Genomic DNA, 18,810 nt, shown 5'->3' on the forward strand with positions numbered 1-18,810 from the left:
TATTTTGATTATCTTGCCGGGAAGCGCGAAGACACTGGTTTTGCGGGAGAATACATGAATCAGTATAGCTGGGCAGAGCCAACTCTTGGAAAATTATGTCAACTATCTGACGGTTTTTGGTAAAAAGGTTTCAAAGTGGGTCTGGGAGACCGCATAAATACTGAACTTAAACGTTGTGACACTTTTGTGACACATAATATGAGACAATAAAGTCCCAAATGATTTCCTCTATTATATAGTTCCCTCTATAATAATTAAGGATGGGAAGAGCGCTTGCTTATGCAGGCGCTTTTTTCATGCCCAAAAATAATATTTTGATTTTTGATGTTTTTTAATATTTAGGGTTGATAAAATACATCAAGTGTATTATTATGTATAAAACAAACGATAAATGAATAAATATGCAAGAAATAATGAATAAATTCATTTCGAAGGAGGAATTATGAAGAAGAAACTTTTAGCAGCTATTATGATCGGAGTTATGACATTAAGCATGACAGCCTGTGGCGGGGCATCTAAGGAGGCAGGCAGTACTTCATCAGAGATTTCAACAGTTACAGCAGGTAAGCTTACAGTAGCAACTTCACCTGATTTTGCACCTTATGAATTCTATGCAGTAGATGAGAACGGAACACCCAAGCTTGCAGGTTTTGATATTGCACTTGCTGAGTATATTGCTGATTATATGGGACTTGAGCTTGAAGTTGTTCCTGTTGATTTTGATGGTGTTCTTATGGAGCTTCAGACAAAGGCAGTTGATATTGGTGTTGCAGGACTTTCACCTGATCCGAAGCGTGAGTCAATCATGGATTTCTCAGACATTTATTATGAAGGTGGTCAGTCATTCGTATGCCTTCAGTCAAACAAAGATAAGTTCGCAAGCCTTGAGGACGTGAACGGTTCTGACCTTGAGGTTGGTGCCCAGACAGGATCTATCCAGGTTGACCTTGCACAGGCTAACAGCCCTGATGCTGAAATTATTCAGCTCACCAAGGTTACGGATATCATTGCTGAAATCCTTGCAGGCAAGCTTGATGGTGCTTATATTGAGACAGCCGTTGCTGAGAGCTATGCTAAGAACTATCCTGAGCTTTGCGTAGTACTTGAAGTTCCCTACGATGGAGCAGAGGGCTCTGCAATTGGTGTAAGCAAAGGAAACGATGCACTTAAGGCAGCAGTTAACGAGGCTATCGCTAAGGCGAAGTCAGAAGGAAAAATGGATGAGTTCGTTGCAACAGCTAACGAACAGGCTAGTGGTGAGATCATCGAAGGTCTCCTTGATCAGTAATCACTTAGCGAGGTCTTTTCGAGCTTAGTGTACTACTTAGTTCTGACGAAGGCGAAGCCTGAGAGCAGAACTTCACATAGGACATATGAATGAACTCGGCAATCCTTGCATTACCGAGTTCATTTTTATGATAGAATGATAATTGTGGAGGCGAAGCTTTTGCAAATACCAAAAAAATGGAGAGAGAATAAGTTATGGACAGCTTTATTCAGATTGAGAATTTTTCGAAGATCTCAGCGTATACCAGCCTGTTTTGGCAGGGAATGCTCGTTACCGTTATGCTTTCGGTTTTTACTGTGGCAATTGGTTTCGTGCTTGCATTAATACTATCATCCATGAGAATGTCAAGGTTCTATCCCCTGGCTTTCCTTGGACTTGATAAGGAAGGACATCAGAGGGAGAGAGGACTTGGTGTTACACTGGGAAAATTCAATCCCCTTGGTTTTCTTGCAACAGCATATGTTGAGATACTGCGATCAACCCCTGTTATTGTACAGGTTGCGATTATTTACTACGGAGTATTCGGTGCACTTATAAAACTGCCAAGCTTCACATTTTTGGGATTTATTAAATTTGAAAGATTTTTCCCGGGTGTGGTTGCCCTTGGTATGAACTCAGGAGCTTACCTCTGCGAGATCATGAGATCAGGAATTCAGTCAATTGATGGTGGTCAGACTGAGGCAGCAAGATCTCTTGGTATGAGCCAGTATCAGAATATGAAATACATCATTCTTCCGCAGGCTATTAAAAATATCCTTCCTGCTATTGCTAACGAGTTTGTTGTTATCATCAAGGAGTCGGCTATCACCTATACAATCGGTGTGCAGGATATCATGTCAGCGGTTAATGCTGTTCGTGGAGCAACATTCATCATCATTGAGCCTCTGCTTGTGGCTACGGCGATCTACTTCTGCCTGTGCTTCCCTACAAGTAAGATCATTGCATATTTTGAAAGGAGGATGAGCCGTGGCGACAGGAGATAAGCTTATAAAGGTTGTTGACCTTGAAAAACATTATAATTTCGGCAAAATCAAGGCTCTTGATGGTGTGACGGTAGACATTGACAGAGGTGACGTTATGGTTGTTATCGGACCCTCCGGAAGTGGAAAGTCCACATTCCTCCGTTCCCTCAATCTACTTGAGGAGCCCACAGGAGGAGCAATCCTTTTTGATAATGTGGATATAACCAAGAAAAAATATAGGGATGAGAACGGCAAGTGGGTAAAGCTTGATATCGATGTTCACAGACAGAAGATGGGTATGGTATTCCAGCATTTCAATCTTTTCCCGCATAAGACTATTATGGAAAACATGATTCTTGCTCCTATGAAGGTTAAGAATATGCCTGAGGATGAAGCCAAGAAAAAGGCAATGGAGCTTCTTTCGAGAGTTGGCCTTGCGGACAGGGCTGATGCATATCCTATTCAGCTCTCCGGTGGTCAGAAGCAGCGTATTGCAATTGTAAGAGCACTTATGATGGACCCTGAGGTTATGCTTTTCGATGAGCCCACATCAGCGCTGGACCCTGAGATGGTAGGTGAGGTTCTTGACGTTATGAAGGAACTCGCCGGTGAGGGGATGACCATGGTCGTGGTTACTCATGAGATGGGCTTTGCCAAAGAGGTTGGAAACCGTGTGCTCTTTATGGCTGACGGAAAACTGCTGGAGCAGGGGACTCCCGATGAAATTTTCGAACATCCAAAGCACCCAAGGCTTCAGGAGTTTTTGAGCAAGGTACTGTAATTTGTGAGAGATATAGATAAGAATTATCATAAGCCTTCCCCTTTTGGAGAAGGTGTCAGCTAAATAAGAATTATCATAAGCCTTCCCCTTTTGGAGAAGGTGGCAGCTAAATAAGAATTATCATAAGCCTTCCCCTTTTGGAGAAGGTGTCAGCTAAATAAGAATTATCATAAGCCTTCCCCTTTTGGAGAAGGTGGCAGCTAAATAAGAATTATCATAAGCCTTCCCCCTTTGGGGGAAGGTGTCAGCGAAGCTGACGGATGAGGGTGTCAGTGAAAAAAGATATAGCAATTTTGGAAATCGAAAACAAGCGCGACATTATCTGCGATGTCGCAGACAAAATCTGGGAATATGCGGAAATCTCACTGCAGGAATACAAATCCTGCGATCTCTACTGCAAGGTCCTTGAAGAGGAGGGCTTTGCGGTGGAAAAGGGAATCTGTAATATTCCCACTGCTTTTTCTGCAAGCTTTGGAAGCGGGAAACCGGTCATAGGAATTCTTGCTGAGTACGATGCTCTTTCGGGGCTCTCACAGGAGGGCGGCGCTCTTTTGGAAAAGCCTTTAGAGCAGGGAGGAAGTGGCCATGGCTGTGGACATAATCTTCTTGGGGCAGGTGCCTTGGCAGCAGCTATTGGTATAAAGAAGTATCTTGAAGATAGGACGAAAGAAGAATCGGATAGTGGTTCTTCAAAAGGCTGCGGCACTGTTATTCTTTATGGCTGCCCTGGAGAAGAGGGATGCGCCTCCAAGGCTTTCATGGCGCGTGATGGCGAGTGGGATAAACTGGATGCTGCACTTACCTGGCATCCCGCAGACTGCAATGAGGTCGTGACAGGTTCTTCCAACTCATGCATTCAGGTTCAGTACACTTTTCATGGAATAGCTTCTCATGCTTCAGGAGCTCCTGAAAAGGGCAGAAGTGCGCTTGATGCCGTGGAGCTTATGAACATCGGGGTTCAGTTTTTACGTGAGCATATGAGTGAGCGCGCAAGGGTTCACTATGCGATAACTGATGCCGGCGGAGTAAGCCCCAATGTGGTACAGCCAAGAGCACAGGTTCTTTATATGGTCAGATCCAATCACATTGCCGAGGCCGTGGAACTTCAGAAGCGAGTTGGCAAGATAGCTGAAGGCGCTGCACTGATGACAGAGACGACCTTTGATAGGAAGTTTGTGGATGGATTATCCGATACAGTTACTAACCGCACCTTGGAAAAAGTGGCCTACAGGAATTTTGAGGAGCTTGGCGTACCTTCGCATTCTGAAGAAGAGCTTGAGTATGCCGGAAAGCTGGCGATGACCTTCGACGGAGCAGGCTCTGTTCCGGGAGTGGGTTCAGGCGCGGATACCGATTATGCGGATAAAGTTAGTAAAATGTGCACGCCACAGGGAATGAATGATTTTCTTCTTCCGCATTTTATGGGAGATGCTTTTGAACCTTCATCCACGGATGTGGGAGATGTGAGCTGGAACTGCCCTACAATGCAGATACATGTGGCTGCATGGCCAAACGGATGCCCGGGACACAGCTGGCAGAACGTTGCATGTGCCAGAACTGAAATAGGCCACAAGGCTGCTGTTCATGCGGGAAAGGTTCTCTGCGCAACGGCAATTGATCTGTTTGAAAATGAGGATCTTTTAAACGAAGCAAAAGCGGAGTTCATAGAACGGACAAAAGAGGGCTATGTATGCCCAATACCGGCTGATGCGATCGCGGAAATATGATGAGGTAAAGCGCTGATGGGGAAGCGTTATGGCATCTTATTTTTCAGACATAAATGTGTTGCTATATGATGCAGATATTATATATTATTTATGAGGGGAACCTGTAAGTAGTGTACTGACGCGATGATGGTTCTATGTGAACCGTGAGCGGCACATTAGGTTTTGCGGAGGGAACGGTTATGTCAAAGGTTTTTGTTGGTAAATGTCCGAGTTGTGATGCTGATTTATTTAAAGAAGAGGGGCAGGATTTTGCAAGATGCAATTACTGTGGTTCGGTAATAGGCACCCATCATAAAGCAGAAGCTCCTGCAAAACGTGTCACACTGGAAGCAAAGATTGAAAAAAAGAAACCAGATAATAAGCTTTCAATTGCCCTGATTTCGGGATTGGGAGTTCTGTTTACAGGCCTTGCTGTTATGTTATTAGTTCTCGGAATTACAACTGCGAGAGGAAATCTTAGATCTAAGGATAATACTAAGCCTGATGCAGAGATGGGAAGTAATTTCCTTGGCAGACCGGATGAAGTATACACGGATGATGAGGTAGATATTCCTGAGAGTGCTTCACTGGATGGTGCTGAAACCATTCTTGATGATGAAACTCCTCTTGCTGCAGAGTTGCCTTCATTTGAGTTTACTCAGTATGGAGATCTTACGGAGAATGAGTGCCGCGCGGTTGATGATGCGCTGTTCTGCCTTAGCATGACGAGTTTTTCAAGGCAGATGCTCTTTGATTCTCTGGCTGAAGGAAAAGATGCACAGTATACCTATGATGAGGCCAATCATGCTCTTGACTATATGGAGGAGAATGGTCTTGTGGACTGGTATGCGCAGGCTGTGAAGGCAGGTGAGGATCTTCTGGAGATTTATTCCTATAACAGGAAGCAGCTTATTCATCTGCTCACTACAGGTGCTCAGGCATATACACAGAAGGAAGCAGAGTTTGCGGCTGATACGCTTGGTCTTGAATAAAAACAGCATTGACTAAGAGAGGATAAAACTGTATATTAGAACAGTTGGCAGAAGTGATGGAATTGGCAGACATGCAGGATTTAGGTTCCTGTGCCGCAAGGCGTGTGGGTTCAAGTCCCATCTTCTGCATAAATTAAAATGGGTATGGCAGATTGCCATACCCATTTTGATTTATGCCGAGGAGCCCCTTGAACCCAAGGGTTCAAGGTCTCCTCGCAGCATAGCTGCTTCGTCGGTCGGTTCGGCGGGAAAAAGGTCCCCCGGACCTTTTTCTTTATCCGCCTCACCCCATCTTCTGCACGAGCACACTACTTTTTGGTATAAAGTTATATGCCATACCCATTTTGATTTATGCAGAAGATAGACATATTAAGAAAGAATGCTTATAGTATAGGGTGAAATTTTTGTTTTAAGAGAGAAAGAGTAATGTTTGGAAATAGTAAGTTGAAGGAAAACCGCACATCAAGTGCGATTGTTATGAATATGCTCATTGCGGCGGTGAGTCTTGTGGCGAATGGATTTGGGGTGTACCTTACAATCCAGGCTAATATAGGCGCAGGGCCGTGGGATGTGCTTAATCTTGGGGTGTCGAATACCTTTGGGATTTTGTATGGTACGGCATCGGTTGCAATTTCCTATGCGATTCTGGGAATAGATATTGCGTTTAAGGAGCCTATTGGAATTGCGATGTTTATTGACGCATTTGTTGTAGGTAAGGCGGTGGATTTTTTCAATAAAATGGATGTTGTGCCAAAGCGTGATTCGATGATGGAAGGGGTTCTGGTAATGATTATCGGGCTTATAATCATGGCATATACGCAGTACACCTATATGAGTGCATCCCTTGGATGCGGACCGAGAGATACGCTTCTTGTGGCACTTGCAAAGAGAGCAAAGAATATTCCGATAGGAATTGTCAGCATTACACTTCTTAGTCTTGCAACCTTTATCGGATGGCTTCTTGGAGGCCCTGTGGGAATCGGAACTCTTATCTGTGCATTTGCTACAGGTCCTATTATGCAGATGGCATTTGCTACGGTGAAATTCGATGCTACCAGTGTTCATCATCAGCATCTTGCGGATTCATTTAAGGTGTTTGTAAATAAAAAAGCCGCATGATAAGAGAAGTCTGAGATTGAAGGTTAGCTAAAAATATTTGAATTCATAGTGGGGATAAAATGGTAAAATAAATATATCAACATTTTAGGAGGTGCCTATGAAGCTTTGTTTCATCGGTGCAGACCATGAAGTTACTGGGAGCTGCCATTATTTAGAGGTTGGTGACAAACACATTCTTGTTGATTACGGCATGGAGCAGGGACATATTTCTTTTGAACATGTGGAAATTCCTGTAAGTGCGGCCGAGATCGATTATGTTTTTCTGACGCATGCTCATGTGGATCATTCAGGAAATCTTCCCCTTTTATATGCGAGAGGTTTTCGCGGCAAAATTTATATGACAAGACCTACAGCGGATCTATGCAGTATCATGCTGCGTGATTGTGCGCACATTCAGATGCAGGAAGCTGAGTGGAGAAGCCGCAAGGGTAAGAGAAATAAGGATATTAAGCAGATTGAGCCTCTGTACACCATGGAGGACGCTGACAACACCTTAAGACATATCATTCCCTGTGAGTATGGCAAGAAGATTGATGTCTGCGAGGGTGTTCAGATCAGATTTACCGATATCGGACATCTTTTGGGTTCTGCCAGCATAGAGGTGTGGGCAACCGAGAAGAATGTAGAGAAAAAGATAGTATTTTCAGGTGATATCGGCAATAACGATCAGCCTATTATTAAGGATCCTGCGCTCACCACAACGGCGGATTATGTGGTCATGGAGTCCACCTATGGCGACAGATATCACGGTGAGGAGAAGCCTGATTATATCGCAGAGCTGACGGAAATCCTCAACAGGACCTTTGCAAGAGGCGGAAACGTGGTTATTCCGTCCTTTGCTGTAGGACGTGCTCAGGAGATGCTGTATTTCCTCAGGACTATTAAAAAGGAGCATCTTGTAACCGCTGTCGATGATTTCCCTGTTTACGTGGATTCACCGATGGCTGTTGAAGCTACCGAGGTTTTCACGGAGCATGCCATGGAGTGCTATGACGAGGAAGCCATGGAGCTTGTTAAAAAGCATATCAACCCCATTTCATTCCCGGGACTAAATCTTGCGATCACCACAGAGGAGTCGAGGGCTATAAATGAGGAGGATACTCCGAAGGTTATCATCTCGGCATCGGGTATGTGTGAAGCCGGAAGAATCAGGCATCATCTGAAGCATAATCTATGGAGACCTGAATCCACTATTCTGTTTGTGGGATATCAGTCTGTGGGAACCACAGGACGAGCTATTATAGACGGCGCTGATAAGATAAAGCTCTTTGGTGAAGAGGTTGATATTCGGGCTGAGATATGCAAAATTACCGGACTTTCCGGTCATGCTGATAAGGGCGGACTGATTCACTGGATTGAGGGCTTTACCGAGAGACCTAAGAAGGTATTCCTTGTTCACGGCGAGGATTCGGTATGTACATCTTTTGCAAATTGTCTAAGAGAGGAGCATGGCTTTAGTACATACGCTCCTTATAGCGGAACAGAGTTTGATCTTATATCGGGACAGATCATCAAAGAAGGCATTCCGAAGGAAGCACTCAGAAAGACAGCCAAAGTTTCTGATGTATTTACAAGACTTAAGGCAGCAGGTGCAAGACTTGTTGCAATCATTGCAAGGAGCGAGGGAATGACCAATAAGGATAAGGCCAAGTTTGCCGATCAGATTATCGCACTTTGCGATAAGTGGGAATAGGTGGTAAACTTAATTGTTGGTATGTAACGCATCTATGAGGGGAGCAAGATTTTTTTAGAGAGGTGAATGGTATGAAAAAAGGAATAATTGCGGCGCTTACATGCGCTCTGTTTGCAGTTGCAGTTCCGATGACAGCTAAGGCTTGGACAGGTGATCCGATCCGAGGCTATGACACTCAGGAACAGGCTGCAATGCTCGATTTTGGTAACACTTATTATGAAGAGCACATTATCGAGGGAAGAGATTACTACTACAAGTTCAACACCAGTGATAAGGACGGCGGTGTTTATCTTGTAAGTCTTGAATCAATCGTTATCGATAATTCTGCTAGTGGAACATTTACTGCTCAGGTCAAAGACAGATATGGTTCCGTTATTGATCAGGCTACCGTTGGTGGAGCCGGTGCAACCTATAGAAATGATGGCGGAAGAGCACTTGATATCCTTTTCCCGCTCAGCGGACTTCCTAAAAATGAGCCTTATTTTATCTGCCTTAAAGCTGATGATGGTTCAAATGCACAGCTTGAGATCACTAACAGATTAGGTGTCAGATACATTCCGTTCTTTGCCGCTGAAGGCTTCACAATGAAGAATGCGAACGGAAATCTTAATTTCTCATGGAACAACGTTCAGAGGGCTAATACCTATAACTCACTTAGCTCTTTTGACGCTTTCCAGATCGAACTCTATGGAAACAACACAACAAAGATTAAAGAGGCCGGTAACGGTGGTACTACTTCCTACTCACTTTCAGTTACTGATCCGGATCTTTTAGCACTTGGTTATCCTGCAAAAAGTGTTCGTGTAAGACTTGGCTGTATTCAGAGATACCGCTCTGTTCTTGAGCACACAGTGACAACTTCAAAGGTTATCTATTCCAATACAGTAATCAACACAGAAGTAGTAAAGAAGAAGACACCCACAGCAATCTCAAGCTATAAGTATGAGATCACAAAGGTTGCAGGTGATGGTTCCGGAACAGTTAAGCTCCTTGGCTTTGGTCAGAAGAAGAACGTAAAGAAAGTCAAGATTCCTGCTTCTGTAAATATCAATGGTACTTATTATCGTGTTACAGAGATTGATACTAAGGCCTTTGCAGGAAATAAGACTATAACAACTCTTGAGGTTGGTGAGAACGTAAACAAGATCGGTGCTAATGCATTTAATGGATGTTCTTCTCTTAAGAAGATCACCTTCAAAGCCGGAAATGTAACTTCTATCGGAAAAACAGCATTTTCAGGTATAAACAAGAAGACAACAATTTACACACCTACTACCAAGATCAGAAAGAAATATAAGAAGCTTCTGAAAAAGAAGATCGTTGCAGGAGTTAAGTATAAGATTTCTTAAATGCGAGGAGACCTATGAGTAAGGCTGATGAGATTTTCATAAATATGTGCAAGGATATCCTTGAGAACGGTACCAGTACTGAAGGAGAGAAGGTTCGCCCACACTGGGAGGACGGAACACCTGCATATACGATCAAGAAATTCGGCGTTGTTAATCGCTACAATCTTGCCGAGGAGTTTCCTATCATGACTCTTCGCAAAACCGCACTTAAGAGTGCCACAGACGAAATGCTCTGGATATGGCAGCAGAAGTCTAATAATATCAATGATCTTCACAGTCATGTGTGGGATGAATGGGCTGATGAGACAGGTTCTATCGGAAAGGCCTACGGCTATCAGATGGGTATCAAGCATCAGTACAAGGAAGGAATGTTTGACCAGGTTGATCGCGTGATCTATGATCTTAAAAATAATCCCTTTTCAAGACGCATCATGACAAATATGTATGTACATCAGGATCTTTCGGAGATGCATCTTTATCCTTGTGCATACAGCATGACATTCAATGTTACACAGAAAAAGGGCGATGACAGGCTGACTCTTAATGCGATACTCAATCAGCGCTCACAGGACATTCTGGCAGCAAATAACTGGAATGTGGTTCAGTACTCAGTTCTGGTTCATATGCTGGCTCAGGTGTGTGATATGAATGTTGGTGAGCTTGTTCACGTGATCGCGGATGCTCACATTTATGACAGACATGTGGATCTTATAAAAGAGCTTATTAAAAGAGAGCCGAAACCTGCACCGACTTTCCACTTAAATCCCGATGTTCATGATTTTTATCAGTTCACAAGGGATGATGTCTCCGTGGAAAATTACGAGGTTGCCGGAGAACAGATTAAGAATATTCCGATTGCGGTATAAAACAATAATTGCTCCGCTGCACCACGGCGGAGCAATTTGCAGTATTACGGACAATTTCTTGGAGGAAAAATGAAAATAATTTTATCTGCAGATGAGAAATGGGGAATTGGTAATAAGGGACAGCTCCTTATAAGAATCCCAAATGACATGAAGAATTTCAGAGCTGAGACAATGGGCAAGGTTCTTGTGTACGGAAGAAAGACCCTTGAGACTTTTCCCGGGCAGCAGCCTCTTGAGGGAAGAAAAAACATAATTCTTTCCACTAACCCTAATTATGAGGTTAAGAACGCCACTGTTGTTCACAACCTCGATGAGCTCAAGGATGCAATCGCTGAGTATGATACAGACATCGTGTACTGCATCGGCGGAGCCAAGGTGTATGAGGAGCTTCTTCCCATGTGCGATACCTGCATTGTGACCAAGATCGACAGAACCTTTGAAGCGGACAGATTTTTCACTAATCTTGATGCGGATCCGGAGTGGGAGCTTGTAGAGGAGAGCGAGGAGCAGGCCTACTTCGATACAACATATACATTCCGCACTTATAAGAGAGTTAAGTAAGAACTTATTTCATTAGAGATTTATCTTATTGTAAGTAGATTTAACTCAATAAATGAAGCAGTATAATGTTATGAAGCCTTCTCCTGGGGGGAGAAGGTGTCAGCGAAGCTGACGGATGAGGGGTAGCGCGAATCTTAAAAAACATTGACCAATTTTAAGGTTTGCGCTATTATTATAAATATTTACTTTTGCGGTTTAAAGCGTCAAAATGTAAAAGCGTAAAAGTGCTAAATCATGAAAGCGAAAAACGCGAACATAAAGAGGAGGATTCAGTATGAAAAAGAAGATTCTTGCCGCTATTCTCAGCGGTGCAATGATTTTCAGCATGACAGGCTGTGCTCGTACAGCAGGTGGCAATACTCAGCCGGCTCAGGAAGCAGAGGATACTGCAGAAGAGGCTGTTGAAGAGGTTGAGGAAGAAGCCGAGGCTGAGGAGAGCACAGAAGAAGCAGAAGAGGGCACAGAGGAAGAGGCTGCAGAGGATACTGCAGAAGATCAGGAGAGCAAGGGTAAGACATTCCATGTAGGTGTTATCCAGCTTGTTGAGCATCCCGCTCTTGATGCTGCAACTAAGGGCTTTGAAGAGGGACTTGAGGATGCCCTTGGTGCTGCCGGATATGAAGTTGAATTCGACTATCAGAATGCACAGGGTGAGCAGGCTAACTGCGCTACCATCGCAACTAAATTCGTAAATGACAAAGATGACCTTATCATGGCAAACGCAACACCTGCACTTCAGGCAGTTGCAGCAGCTACAGGTGATATTCCGATCATCGGAACTTCAGTAACAGACTTTGTTTCTGCAGGCGTTGTTAAGGCTAACGATGCTCCCGGAACAAACGTAACAGGTGCATCAGATTTCGCTCCTATCGATGAGCAGATCGCACTTCTTCAGAAGCTCGTTCCTGAGGTTAAGCAGGTAGGTATTCTTTACTGCTCATCAGAGGCTAACTCCAAGTTCCAGGTTGACCTTGCAGCCGAGGCTCTTGATGCAGCAGGTATCGCTCACAAGGAGTACACAGTAGCTGATTCCAACGAGATTCAGTCAGTTGTTACTAACGCTATTTCAAATTGTGACTGCCTGTACATTCCTACAGACAACACAATCGCTGATAACATGTCAATCGTTAAGAATGCAGCTTGGCCCGAGAAGCTTCCCATCATCTGCGGTGAAGAGAACATGTGTAAGAACGGCGGTCTTGCTACACTCAGTATCGATTACTACGAACTTGGTAAGGCAGCAGGCGAGCAGGCTTTCGATATCCTTGTAAATGGCAAGAATCCTGCAGAGATGCCCGTTGTTTACGGCGGTATCACAGGTGAGTACAACCCTGAGACAGTTGAAGCTATCGAGTTTGACGAGAGCCTTCTTGATGGACTTACAGCTATCGATATGTCAGAGTGATCTGCCTGTTAAATCAAAATGTTTTGGAGACGAAGGTGTCGGGTTATTGGACACCTTCGTATTATGTAAGAAAAGCCGTGAGTTTTCGGCTTTGTATTAAAACAGACTAAGGAGTAATATCATGATCTCACTATTACATGCACTGCCGGGCTCAGTTGCCCAGGGACTTATCTGGGGAATCCTGGCTATCAGTGTTTTTCTCACATTCAAGGTACTTGATTACGCAGATATGACAGTTGATGGATCATTCTGTACAGGTGGAGCTACCTGCGTAATGCTGATGCTCTCAGGGCAGAGCGTTTATGTAGCGCTTATATGCGCCTTTATTGCAGGAATGTGTGCGGGATATGTAACCGGACTTCTGCATACAATGCTGAAAATTCCGCCGATACTTTCAGGAATTCTTACACAGCTTGGCTTGTATTCGATAAATCTTGCTATTATGGGAAAATCCAATCAGGCAATCAGTGTAGATCAGTATGCTCTTATCGTCAGCCTCAGATTTATTAACTACTCAATCATCATGAGCGTGATCATAGTAGCTGTCATTATTTTCCTTCTGTATATGTTCTTTGGAAGCGAAATTGGTTCAGCTATCCGTGCTACCGGTTGTAACCAGAACATGGCCAGAGCCCAGGGTATCAACACAGGCCGTTGCATCAGAATCGGTCTTGTTGTAAGTAACGGACTTACAGCTTTTGCCGGCGGACTCTATGCACAGTATCAGGGTAATGCGGATGTCAACGCAGGTCGTGGTGCTATCGTAATCGGACTTGCTGCTGTTATCATAGGCGAAGTTATTTTCGGTTCAAGACATAATTTTGCAGTAAGAATGGGAGTTTCAGTTTGCGGTGCGATCATCTATTACATCGTTATTGCTGTAGTTCTTCAGCTTGGACTTCCTTCAACTTACCTCAAGCTCCTGAGTGCAGTTCTTGTAGCAGTATTCCTTGGAATCCCCGCTATTCAGGGATATCTTGGAATCAAGGTTAAACAGAGATAAGGAGCGGAATTATGTTAGAGATTAAGAATCTGGTTAAAATTTTTAATAAAGGCACAATCAATGAGAGAGTGGCTCTTAACGGAGTGAATCTTACATTGAATGATGGTGATTTCGTAACCGTTATCGGTGGTAACGGAGCAGGTAAGTCTACAATCCTTAATGCGGTTGCGGGTGTATGGCCCATAGACGAGGGAAGCATTGTACTGAACGGTCATGATATCACAAAGCTCCCTGAATATAAGAGAGCTAAGTATATCGGACGTGTTTTCCAGGATCCTATGATGGGAACCGCTGCAACAATGCAGATCGAGGAGAACCTTGCTCTTGCAGCAAGACGTGGACAGAGCAGAGGCCTTAAGAGTGGAATCAACAACTCCGAGAGAGCACAGTACAAGGAGCTTTTAAAGTCTCTTGACCTTGGACTTGAGGATCGCCTCACAAGTAAGGTTGGTCTTCTGTCAGGTGGACAGAGACAGGCAGTTACACTTCTTATGGCATCTCTTAAAAAGCCTGATCTTCTCCTTCTTGACGAGCACACAGCTGCTCTTGATCCCAAGACCGCTAAGAAGGTTCTTGAGATATCTGAGAACATCATCAAGGAGCACGGCCTTACAGCTCTTATGGTAACTCACAACATGAAGGACGCTATTGCTCACGGCAACAGACTTATCATGATGAGCGAAGGCAGGATCATCTACGACGTATCCGGAGAGGAGAAGAAGAACCTCAAGGTTGCAGACCTTCTCCAGAAGTTCGAGGAAGCCGGAAATGACGAAGTAAATGACGCTATGGTGCTTTCATAAATAAGATACAGAATATATGCCGCATCGGCACTGGTGACAGTGTTGATGCGGCTTTTTGCGTATTGTGGTAAACTGTCTATAGATTTTGCGGAAATATTCGAGTATGTAGACTCGGTTTGCGGAGTATGATATGAGTTTTATTTTTGAAGTAACAGAAAAAGGAGATCCCTATATTACGGTTAAGGGATTTGAAGGTCCCTGTAAAAAGCTTGTGATCCCCGATGAAGGATGTATAAATATAGATTCAGACGTGGAGCTATCTGATGCAGAGAGTGTTGGTCGTGGTGCTGGGCAGGTATTTCCGGTCAGAATTATCGGCAATCATGCGTTTTCCTCACGAAAAGATTTGGAGGAGGTCGTAATCCCGGATTCAATCCATACGGTTCTTGGCTTTGCCTTCCACAATTGCGGTAAGCTTAGGAAGATATCTCTCACGGACAGTATTGAGGAATATCTTGACGGAGGAACAAGGCAGTGTGAGAGCCTCTGCGAAATAGAGGTGGATTTAAAGCGTGGCAAACCCTTTATAATCCGTCGAATTTTGGAGGACAATGACAGAAGACTTACCTTCAGAATTCATATGCCGGGCGGCGAAGCCCTTGTGGTATTCCCGGGATTTAACTATGATTTTGTGGAAAACACCATGGCAAGGACCATTCAGTTTGCTATTGAAGGTACCGGCTATGCTTACAGAGAAGTCGTAAAATCAGATCAGATTAATTTCAGAGAATATGATAATCTGTTTTCGAAAGTTTCAGCGGATGACAGAGGGACCGCTGAGATGATAGCCATAGCAAGACTTCTGGAGCCTTATGAACTATCGGATGAGGCCAGAATTACTTATGAAAACTGGCTAAAAAATAAGGCTTTGAAGAATTTGACTAAGATAGTCAAGAATACAGACAGAGCAACCGGCAAGGATCTAGGGACCTTTAATGAGTTCATGGATGATATAGAAGAGCATATAGACTTTTATTTGAAGAGAGAACTTCTTGATAAGTCAGATGCGAGGGAATTAGCACATATAGCTGCTGACATGGGCATCACCGCAATAGTTAGTATGCTGATGGACTATGCAGAAAGTGACAAATATTTGCAAAAAGATGGTGACAATGGTGTCACAAAAGATGATGACAACATGCTTGAACTTGATTTTTGAAGAATGAGTTAATGTGAATGGGAAATAATGAACAGTTAGAAAATCTAGGCAATCAAATATGGAACAGCGTAAAGACGGAGCTTCTTTTGTCCATGAGGTTCATGGCGCCTGCCCTATCTATGCTTGAGATCAGACGTGACATGTCCACCACATCTGTCGGTACTGATGCGGTCAGCGTACTTTATAATCCGAATTATGTCTTTAAGACCTACGTGGAAGATCCGTCGAAGATGAATAGGACCTATCTTCATATGCTGATGCATTGCATGTTCAGGCATATGTATGCGGCCGATAAGTATCCGGATACAGAGCTGTGGGATTTATCCTGCGACATAGCAGTAGAGCATATCCTGGATACCATGGATTATCAGTGTATCTACAGAGTGAGTTCAGACCTTAGGGAGCGGTGGTATGAGAGACTTGAGAATGAGCTTAAGGTCCTGACCGCGGAGAAGCTATACAGGTATTTTGAGGAACACTGCGAGTGGCTGATGGCTGATACTTCAGTTCAGAGCGTTTTGGAAGAAAAAGACTTACAGAGTCAAAATCAACCTGAGGATACAAAGGCGCAGAATGAAGAAGTCATAACCGAGGATACCTGGAACCGCCTTGTCAGGGAATTTAAGCTGGATGACCATGGCTTTTGGGACCGCCTTGAGGATAAGAAGGACGACGCCAGAGAGCAGGAGAATAAGCCGGATATCGACATGCAGATGCAGCTTCGTATGCGCCGTGCTAATAAGAAGGAAATAGAAGAAGCCTGGAAAAATACAGCGAAGCGAATAAAGAATGACATCGCAAGTCTTGGAGACGAGAAGAGCTCCGAATCCGGAAGCCTTAAATTCTATCTTAAAGCCGAGACGCAGGAAAAAGTCTACTTTACCGATTTTCTTAATCAGATAGCTGTTGTGAGAGAAGAGATAAGGATAGACCCCGATTCCTTTGATTATGGATTATATAACTACGGCATAGAGATATATGGTAACATGCCACTTATAGAGGAAAATGAGTACAGTGAGACCCACAAGGTCGATGAACTGGTGATAGCTATTGATACCTCGGCTTCATGCTCTGATGAGCTTGTGCAGACTTTCCTCAACGAGACCGCGGGGATCCTTCGGCAGAGCGAGAATTTCTTCAGGGAGATACACGTTCATATCATAGAATGTGATAATAAGATTCAGAACGATCTCATAATCAATCATCCTGAGGATATGGAAAAATATGCCGAGAAGTTTGAGATATCCGGAGGCTATGGAACAGATTTCAGACCGGTTTTTTCATATGTTGACGATCTTAGGAAAAAAGGAGAGCTAAAGCACCTTCGAGGACTAATGTACTTTACGGATGGCTTTGGAGATTATCCGGAGAATCCAACAGATTATGATACGGCGTTCGTGTATCCTTCAGATAAGGAGACCGGCGCTGATAAAATGCCTAACTGGGCGATTCAATTGTATATTTAGGTGAGGGGCACTTGAAAGGAATATTATGAACATAAAAGACGCAAAACAGGAAATAATCAACACTATAAAAGCCTACAGGCAGAAGGACGAGATGGGGAATTACATGATCCCTGTACAGAAGCAGCGCCCTATCCTCCTTATAGGACCTCCGGGTATCGGTAAGACAGCGATCATGGAGCAGGTGGCAGAGGAGCTTTCTGTGAATCTTGTTTCCTACACAATTACTCATCACACAAGGCAGAGTGCCATAGGCCTTCCGTTTATCTCCAAAAAGGAATACGGCGGCAAGGAGATCTCTGTAACCGAGTACACAATGAGTGAAATCATCGCATCTGTCTACGACAAGATCAATCAGACAGGTGTTAAGGAAGGTATTCTCTTCCTTGATGAGATCAACTGCGTATCGGAGACGTTGGTTCCTACCATGCTGCAGTTTTTACAGTACAAGACCTTTGGTGCCCACAGGGTTCCGGATGGATTCATCATCGTAACGGCAGGTAACCCGCCTCAGTACAACAAGGCGGTTAGGGATTTCGACATCGTTACTCTCGACCGTGTTAAGAGAATAGATATAGAGGAGGACCTTGAGGCCTTCAAGGAATATGCGGATTTCAACGGAATTCACGGATCAATCCTGGCATACCTCGATATTCACAAGGACAATTTCTATCGTATCAAAAATGACATCCAGGGCAAGCGTTTTGTCACCGCCAGAGGTTGGGAAGATCTTTCACAGCTTATCAGAGCCTATGAAAAGCTTGGTATTGAGATAGACGAGAAGGTGACTATTCAGTACCTTCAGGAGCCTGAGGTGGCAAGGGATTTTGCCATGTACTACGCCCTCTACCACAAATACGAGGATGTCTACAATGTCTCTGAGATTCTTGGTGGCAGCGTTCCGCAGGAGAGAGACAGACTGCGCAAGGCATCTTTTGATGAAAAGCTGAGCATAATAAATCTCCTTATAGACAGACTTAATCAGGAGTTTTCAAGGTATGACACCGACTTTAAGGTTCAGAAACGCCTGCAGAAGGAGATTACGGGCATAGTTAAGGAAATGATACCGATCTCAGAAGGCGGAAGTGAGGAAGATTCCATAGCCGAGAGATTAAAGCTCCGTATCAGCCAGCTTCGTGATGATTTTGAAAACAAGGCAGGTCAGCATCTCATGGATAAGGGCTCTGAGATTGTCCTTAAGAAGGTGATGATCGCCCTTGAGGAATTGCAGAAGACTCTTGTAGAGAAAACTGTGGAATCGGGGAAGAACTCAGATGGCGCAGCGGATATGGCAGAGTCGCAAAAAGCCGATATCAAATCCTGGTTTGCGGGAAGAGAGAAGGAGCGCAGAGCAGCTGCTGCTTTGACAGGAGAGCATCTTAAGAACTGTTTTTCATTCCTTGCTCAGATCTACGGTGAAGAGCAGGAGATGGTACTGTTCCTCACAAGACTGGATTCCGGCCATTATAGCCTTAACTTCATCCAGAATGAGGGCTCGGAGGAGTACTACAAGTACAATAAGTTATTGCTTCTTAGAGACCGCAGAAATGATATAGTTTCACAGATTTTGGAAATTGACTAGAAAAAGTCGCTGACCTTTGAATCATCAAATTATAAAAAATGTATTAAAATCAACCATTGTCAAGTACGGATTGTGAAT

At 43.9% G+C, this 18,810-nt stretch carries 16 protein-coding genes and 1 tRNA gene; all 17 read left to right on the forward strand.

Annotation, left to right across the window (positions count from 1 at the left end):
• The first annotated feature begins 442 nt into the window (after positions 1–442).
• The 17 genes from G586_RS23140 (at position 443) to G586_RS0113730 (ending at position 18,732) form a co-directional block, all read left to right on the forward strand.
• Positions 443–1,288, forward strand: coding sequence for a transporter substrate-binding domain-containing protein (locus tag G586_RS23140; RefSeq protein ID WP_035773361.1), 846 nt, complete (start codon positions 443–445; stop codon positions 1,286–1,288).
• Positions 1,289–1,482: 194 nt separating this feature from the next.
• A complete protein-coding gene (locus tag G586_RS0113655) occupies positions 1,483–2,271 on the forward strand; it encodes an amino acid ABC transporter permease (RefSeq protein ID WP_026528211.1) in 789 nt (262 codons plus the stop codon).
• Entirely contained in the window at positions 2,255–3,031 is a 777-nt protein-coding gene (locus G586_RS0113660) for an amino acid ABC transporter ATP-binding protein (protein WP_026528212.1), read from the forward strand. The genes G586_RS0113655 and G586_RS0113660 overlap by 17 nt, the downstream gene beginning before the upstream one ends.
• Before the next feature lie 272 nt (positions 3,032–3,303).
• Positions 3,304–4,758: a M20 family metallopeptidase gene (locus G586_RS0113665; protein ID WP_026528213.1), complete on the forward strand. Its 1,455-nt coding sequence runs from the start codon at positions 3,304–3,306 to the stop codon at positions 4,756–4,758.
• Between the two features lie 179 nt (positions 4,759–4,937).
• Positions 4,938–5,729: an Ltp family lipoprotein gene (locus G586_RS0113670; RefSeq protein ID WP_026528214.1), complete on the forward strand. Its 792-nt coding sequence runs from the start codon at positions 4,938–4,940 to the stop codon at positions 5,727–5,729.
• Between the two features lie 47 nt (positions 5,730–5,776).
• A tRNA-Leu gene (locus G586_RS0113675) sits at positions 5,777–5,858 on the forward strand.
• Positions 5,859–6,155: 297 nt separating this feature from the next.
• The gene (locus G586_RS0113680) at positions 6,156–6,848 is read left to right on the forward strand and encodes a YczE/YyaS/YitT family protein (RefSeq protein ID WP_026528215.1); all 693 of its coding nucleotides are present in this window, start codon (positions 6,156–6,158) and stop codon (positions 6,846–6,848) included.
• 97 nt (positions 6,849–6,945) lie between these two features.
• Positions 6,946–8,541, forward strand: coding sequence for an MBL fold metallo-hydrolase RNA specificity domain-containing protein (locus G586_RS0113685; RefSeq protein ID WP_026528216.1), 1,596 nt, complete (start codon positions 6,946–6,948; stop codon positions 8,539–8,541).
• 71 nt (positions 8,542–8,612) lie between these two features.
• On the forward strand, positions 8,613–9,890 hold the full coding sequence (locus tag G586_RS0113690) for a leucine-rich repeat protein (RefSeq protein ID WP_026528217.1): 1,278 nt from the start codon (positions 8,613–8,615) through the stop codon (positions 9,888–9,890).
• A gap of 14 nt (positions 9,891–9,904) precedes the next feature.
• Positions 9,905–10,756, forward strand: coding sequence for a thymidylate synthase (gene thyA, locus G586_RS0113695; RefSeq protein ID WP_026528218.1), 852 nt, complete (start codon positions 9,905–9,907; stop codon positions 10,754–10,756).
• A 69-nt stretch (positions 10,757–10,825) separates the two neighbouring features.
• On the forward strand, positions 10,826–11,317 hold the full coding sequence (locus G586_RS0113700; protein WP_026528219.1) for a dihydrofolate reductase: 492 nt from the start codon (positions 10,826–10,828) through the stop codon (positions 11,315–11,317).
• Positions 11,318–11,591: 274 nt separating this feature from the next.
• Positions 11,592–12,722, forward strand: coding sequence for an ABC transporter substrate-binding protein (locus G586_RS23145; protein ID WP_035773363.1), 1,131 nt, complete (start codon positions 11,592–11,594; stop codon positions 12,720–12,722).
• Between the two features lie 121 nt (positions 12,723–12,843).
• Complete coding sequence (locus tag G586_RS0113710; protein WP_026528220.1) at positions 12,844–13,725, forward strand: ABC transporter permease; 882 nt, start codon at positions 12,844–12,846, stop codon at positions 13,723–13,725.
• A gap of 11 nt (positions 13,726–13,736) precedes the next feature.
• Positions 13,737–14,528: an ABC transporter ATP-binding protein gene (locus G586_RS0113715; RefSeq protein WP_026528221.1), complete on the forward strand. Its 792-nt coding sequence runs from the start codon at positions 13,737–13,739 to the stop codon at positions 14,526–14,528.
• Between the two features lie 130 nt (positions 14,529–14,658).
• Positions 14,659–15,687, forward strand: coding sequence for a leucine-rich repeat protein (locus tag G586_RS25085; RefSeq protein ID WP_051204806.1), 1,029 nt, complete (start codon positions 14,659–14,661; stop codon positions 15,685–15,687).
• Between the two features lie 17 nt (positions 15,688–15,704).
• Positions 15,705–17,153 (forward strand): vWA domain-containing protein, encoded by a 1,449-nt coding sequence (locus G586_RS23155; protein ID WP_051204807.1) that lies wholly within the window; start codon positions 15,705–15,707, stop codon positions 17,151–17,153.
• A 25-nt stretch (positions 17,154–17,178) separates the two neighbouring features.
• A complete protein-coding gene (locus G586_RS0113730) occupies positions 17,179–18,732 on the forward strand; it encodes an ATP-binding protein (RefSeq protein ID WP_026528222.1) in 1,554 nt (517 codons plus the stop codon).
• Positions 18,733–18,810 lie beyond the last annotated feature (78 nt).

Origin of the sequence: Butyrivibrio sp. VCD2006, from assembly GCF_000423925.1 — a bacterium.
GTDB lineage: Bacteria > Bacillota > Clostridia > Lachnospirales > Lachnospiraceae > Butyrivibrio.

What these genes read in the sequence shown, in the direction of transcription:
- G586_RS25085 (WP_051204806.1), top strand. Translation starts at nt 14,659, where the DNA reads ATGAGTTTTATTTTTGAAGTAACAGAAAAAGGAGATCCCTATATTACG.
- G586_RS0113685 (WP_026528216.1), top strand. Translation starts at nt 6,946, where the DNA reads ATGAAGCTTTGTTTCATCGGTGCAGACCATGAAGTTACTGGGAGCTGC.
- G586_RS0113710 (WP_026528220.1), top strand. Translation starts at nt 12,844, where the DNA reads ATGATCTCACTATTACATGCACTGCCGGGCTCAGTTGCCCAGGGACTT.
- G586_RS23155 (WP_051204807.1), top strand. Translation starts at nt 15,705, where the DNA reads ATGGGAAATAATGAACAGTTAGAAAATCTAGGCAATCAAATATGGAAC.
- G586_RS0113700 (WP_026528219.1), top strand. Translation starts at nt 10,826, where the DNA reads ATGAAAATAATTTTATCTGCAGATGAGAAATGGGGAATTGGTAATAAG.
- G586_RS0113680 (WP_026528215.1), top strand. Translation starts at nt 6,156, where the DNA reads ATGTTTGGAAATAGTAAGTTGAAGGAAAACCGCACATCAAGTGCGATT.
- G586_RS23145 (WP_035773363.1), top strand. Translation starts at nt 11,592, where the DNA reads ATGAAAAAGAAGATTCTTGCCGCTATTCTCAGCGGTGCAATGATTTTC.
- G586_RS0113715 (WP_026528221.1), top strand. Translation starts at nt 13,737, where the DNA reads ATGTTAGAGATTAAGAATCTGGTTAAAATTTTTAATAAAGGCACAATC.
- G586_RS0113670 (WP_026528214.1), top strand. Translation starts at nt 4,938, where the DNA reads ATGTCAAAGGTTTTTGTTGGTAAATGTCCGAGTTGTGATGCTGATTTA.
- G586_RS0113655 (WP_026528211.1), top strand. Translation starts at nt 1,483, where the DNA reads ATGGACAGCTTTATTCAGATTGAGAATTTTTCGAAGATCTCAGCGTAT.
- G586_RS0113730 (WP_026528222.1), top strand. Translation starts at nt 17,179, where the DNA reads ATGAACATAAAAGACGCAAAACAGGAAATAATCAACACTATAAAAGCC.
- thyA (WP_026528218.1), top strand. Translation starts at nt 9,905, where the DNA reads ATGAGTAAGGCTGATGAGATTTTCATAAATATGTGCAAGGATATCCTT.
- G586_RS23140 (WP_035773361.1), top strand. Translation starts at nt 443, where the DNA reads ATGAAGAAGAAACTTTTAGCAGCTATTATGATCGGAGTTATGACATTA.
- G586_RS0113690 (WP_026528217.1), top strand. Translation starts at nt 8,613, where the DNA reads ATGAAAAAAGGAATAATTGCGGCGCTTACATGCGCTCTGTTTGCAGTT.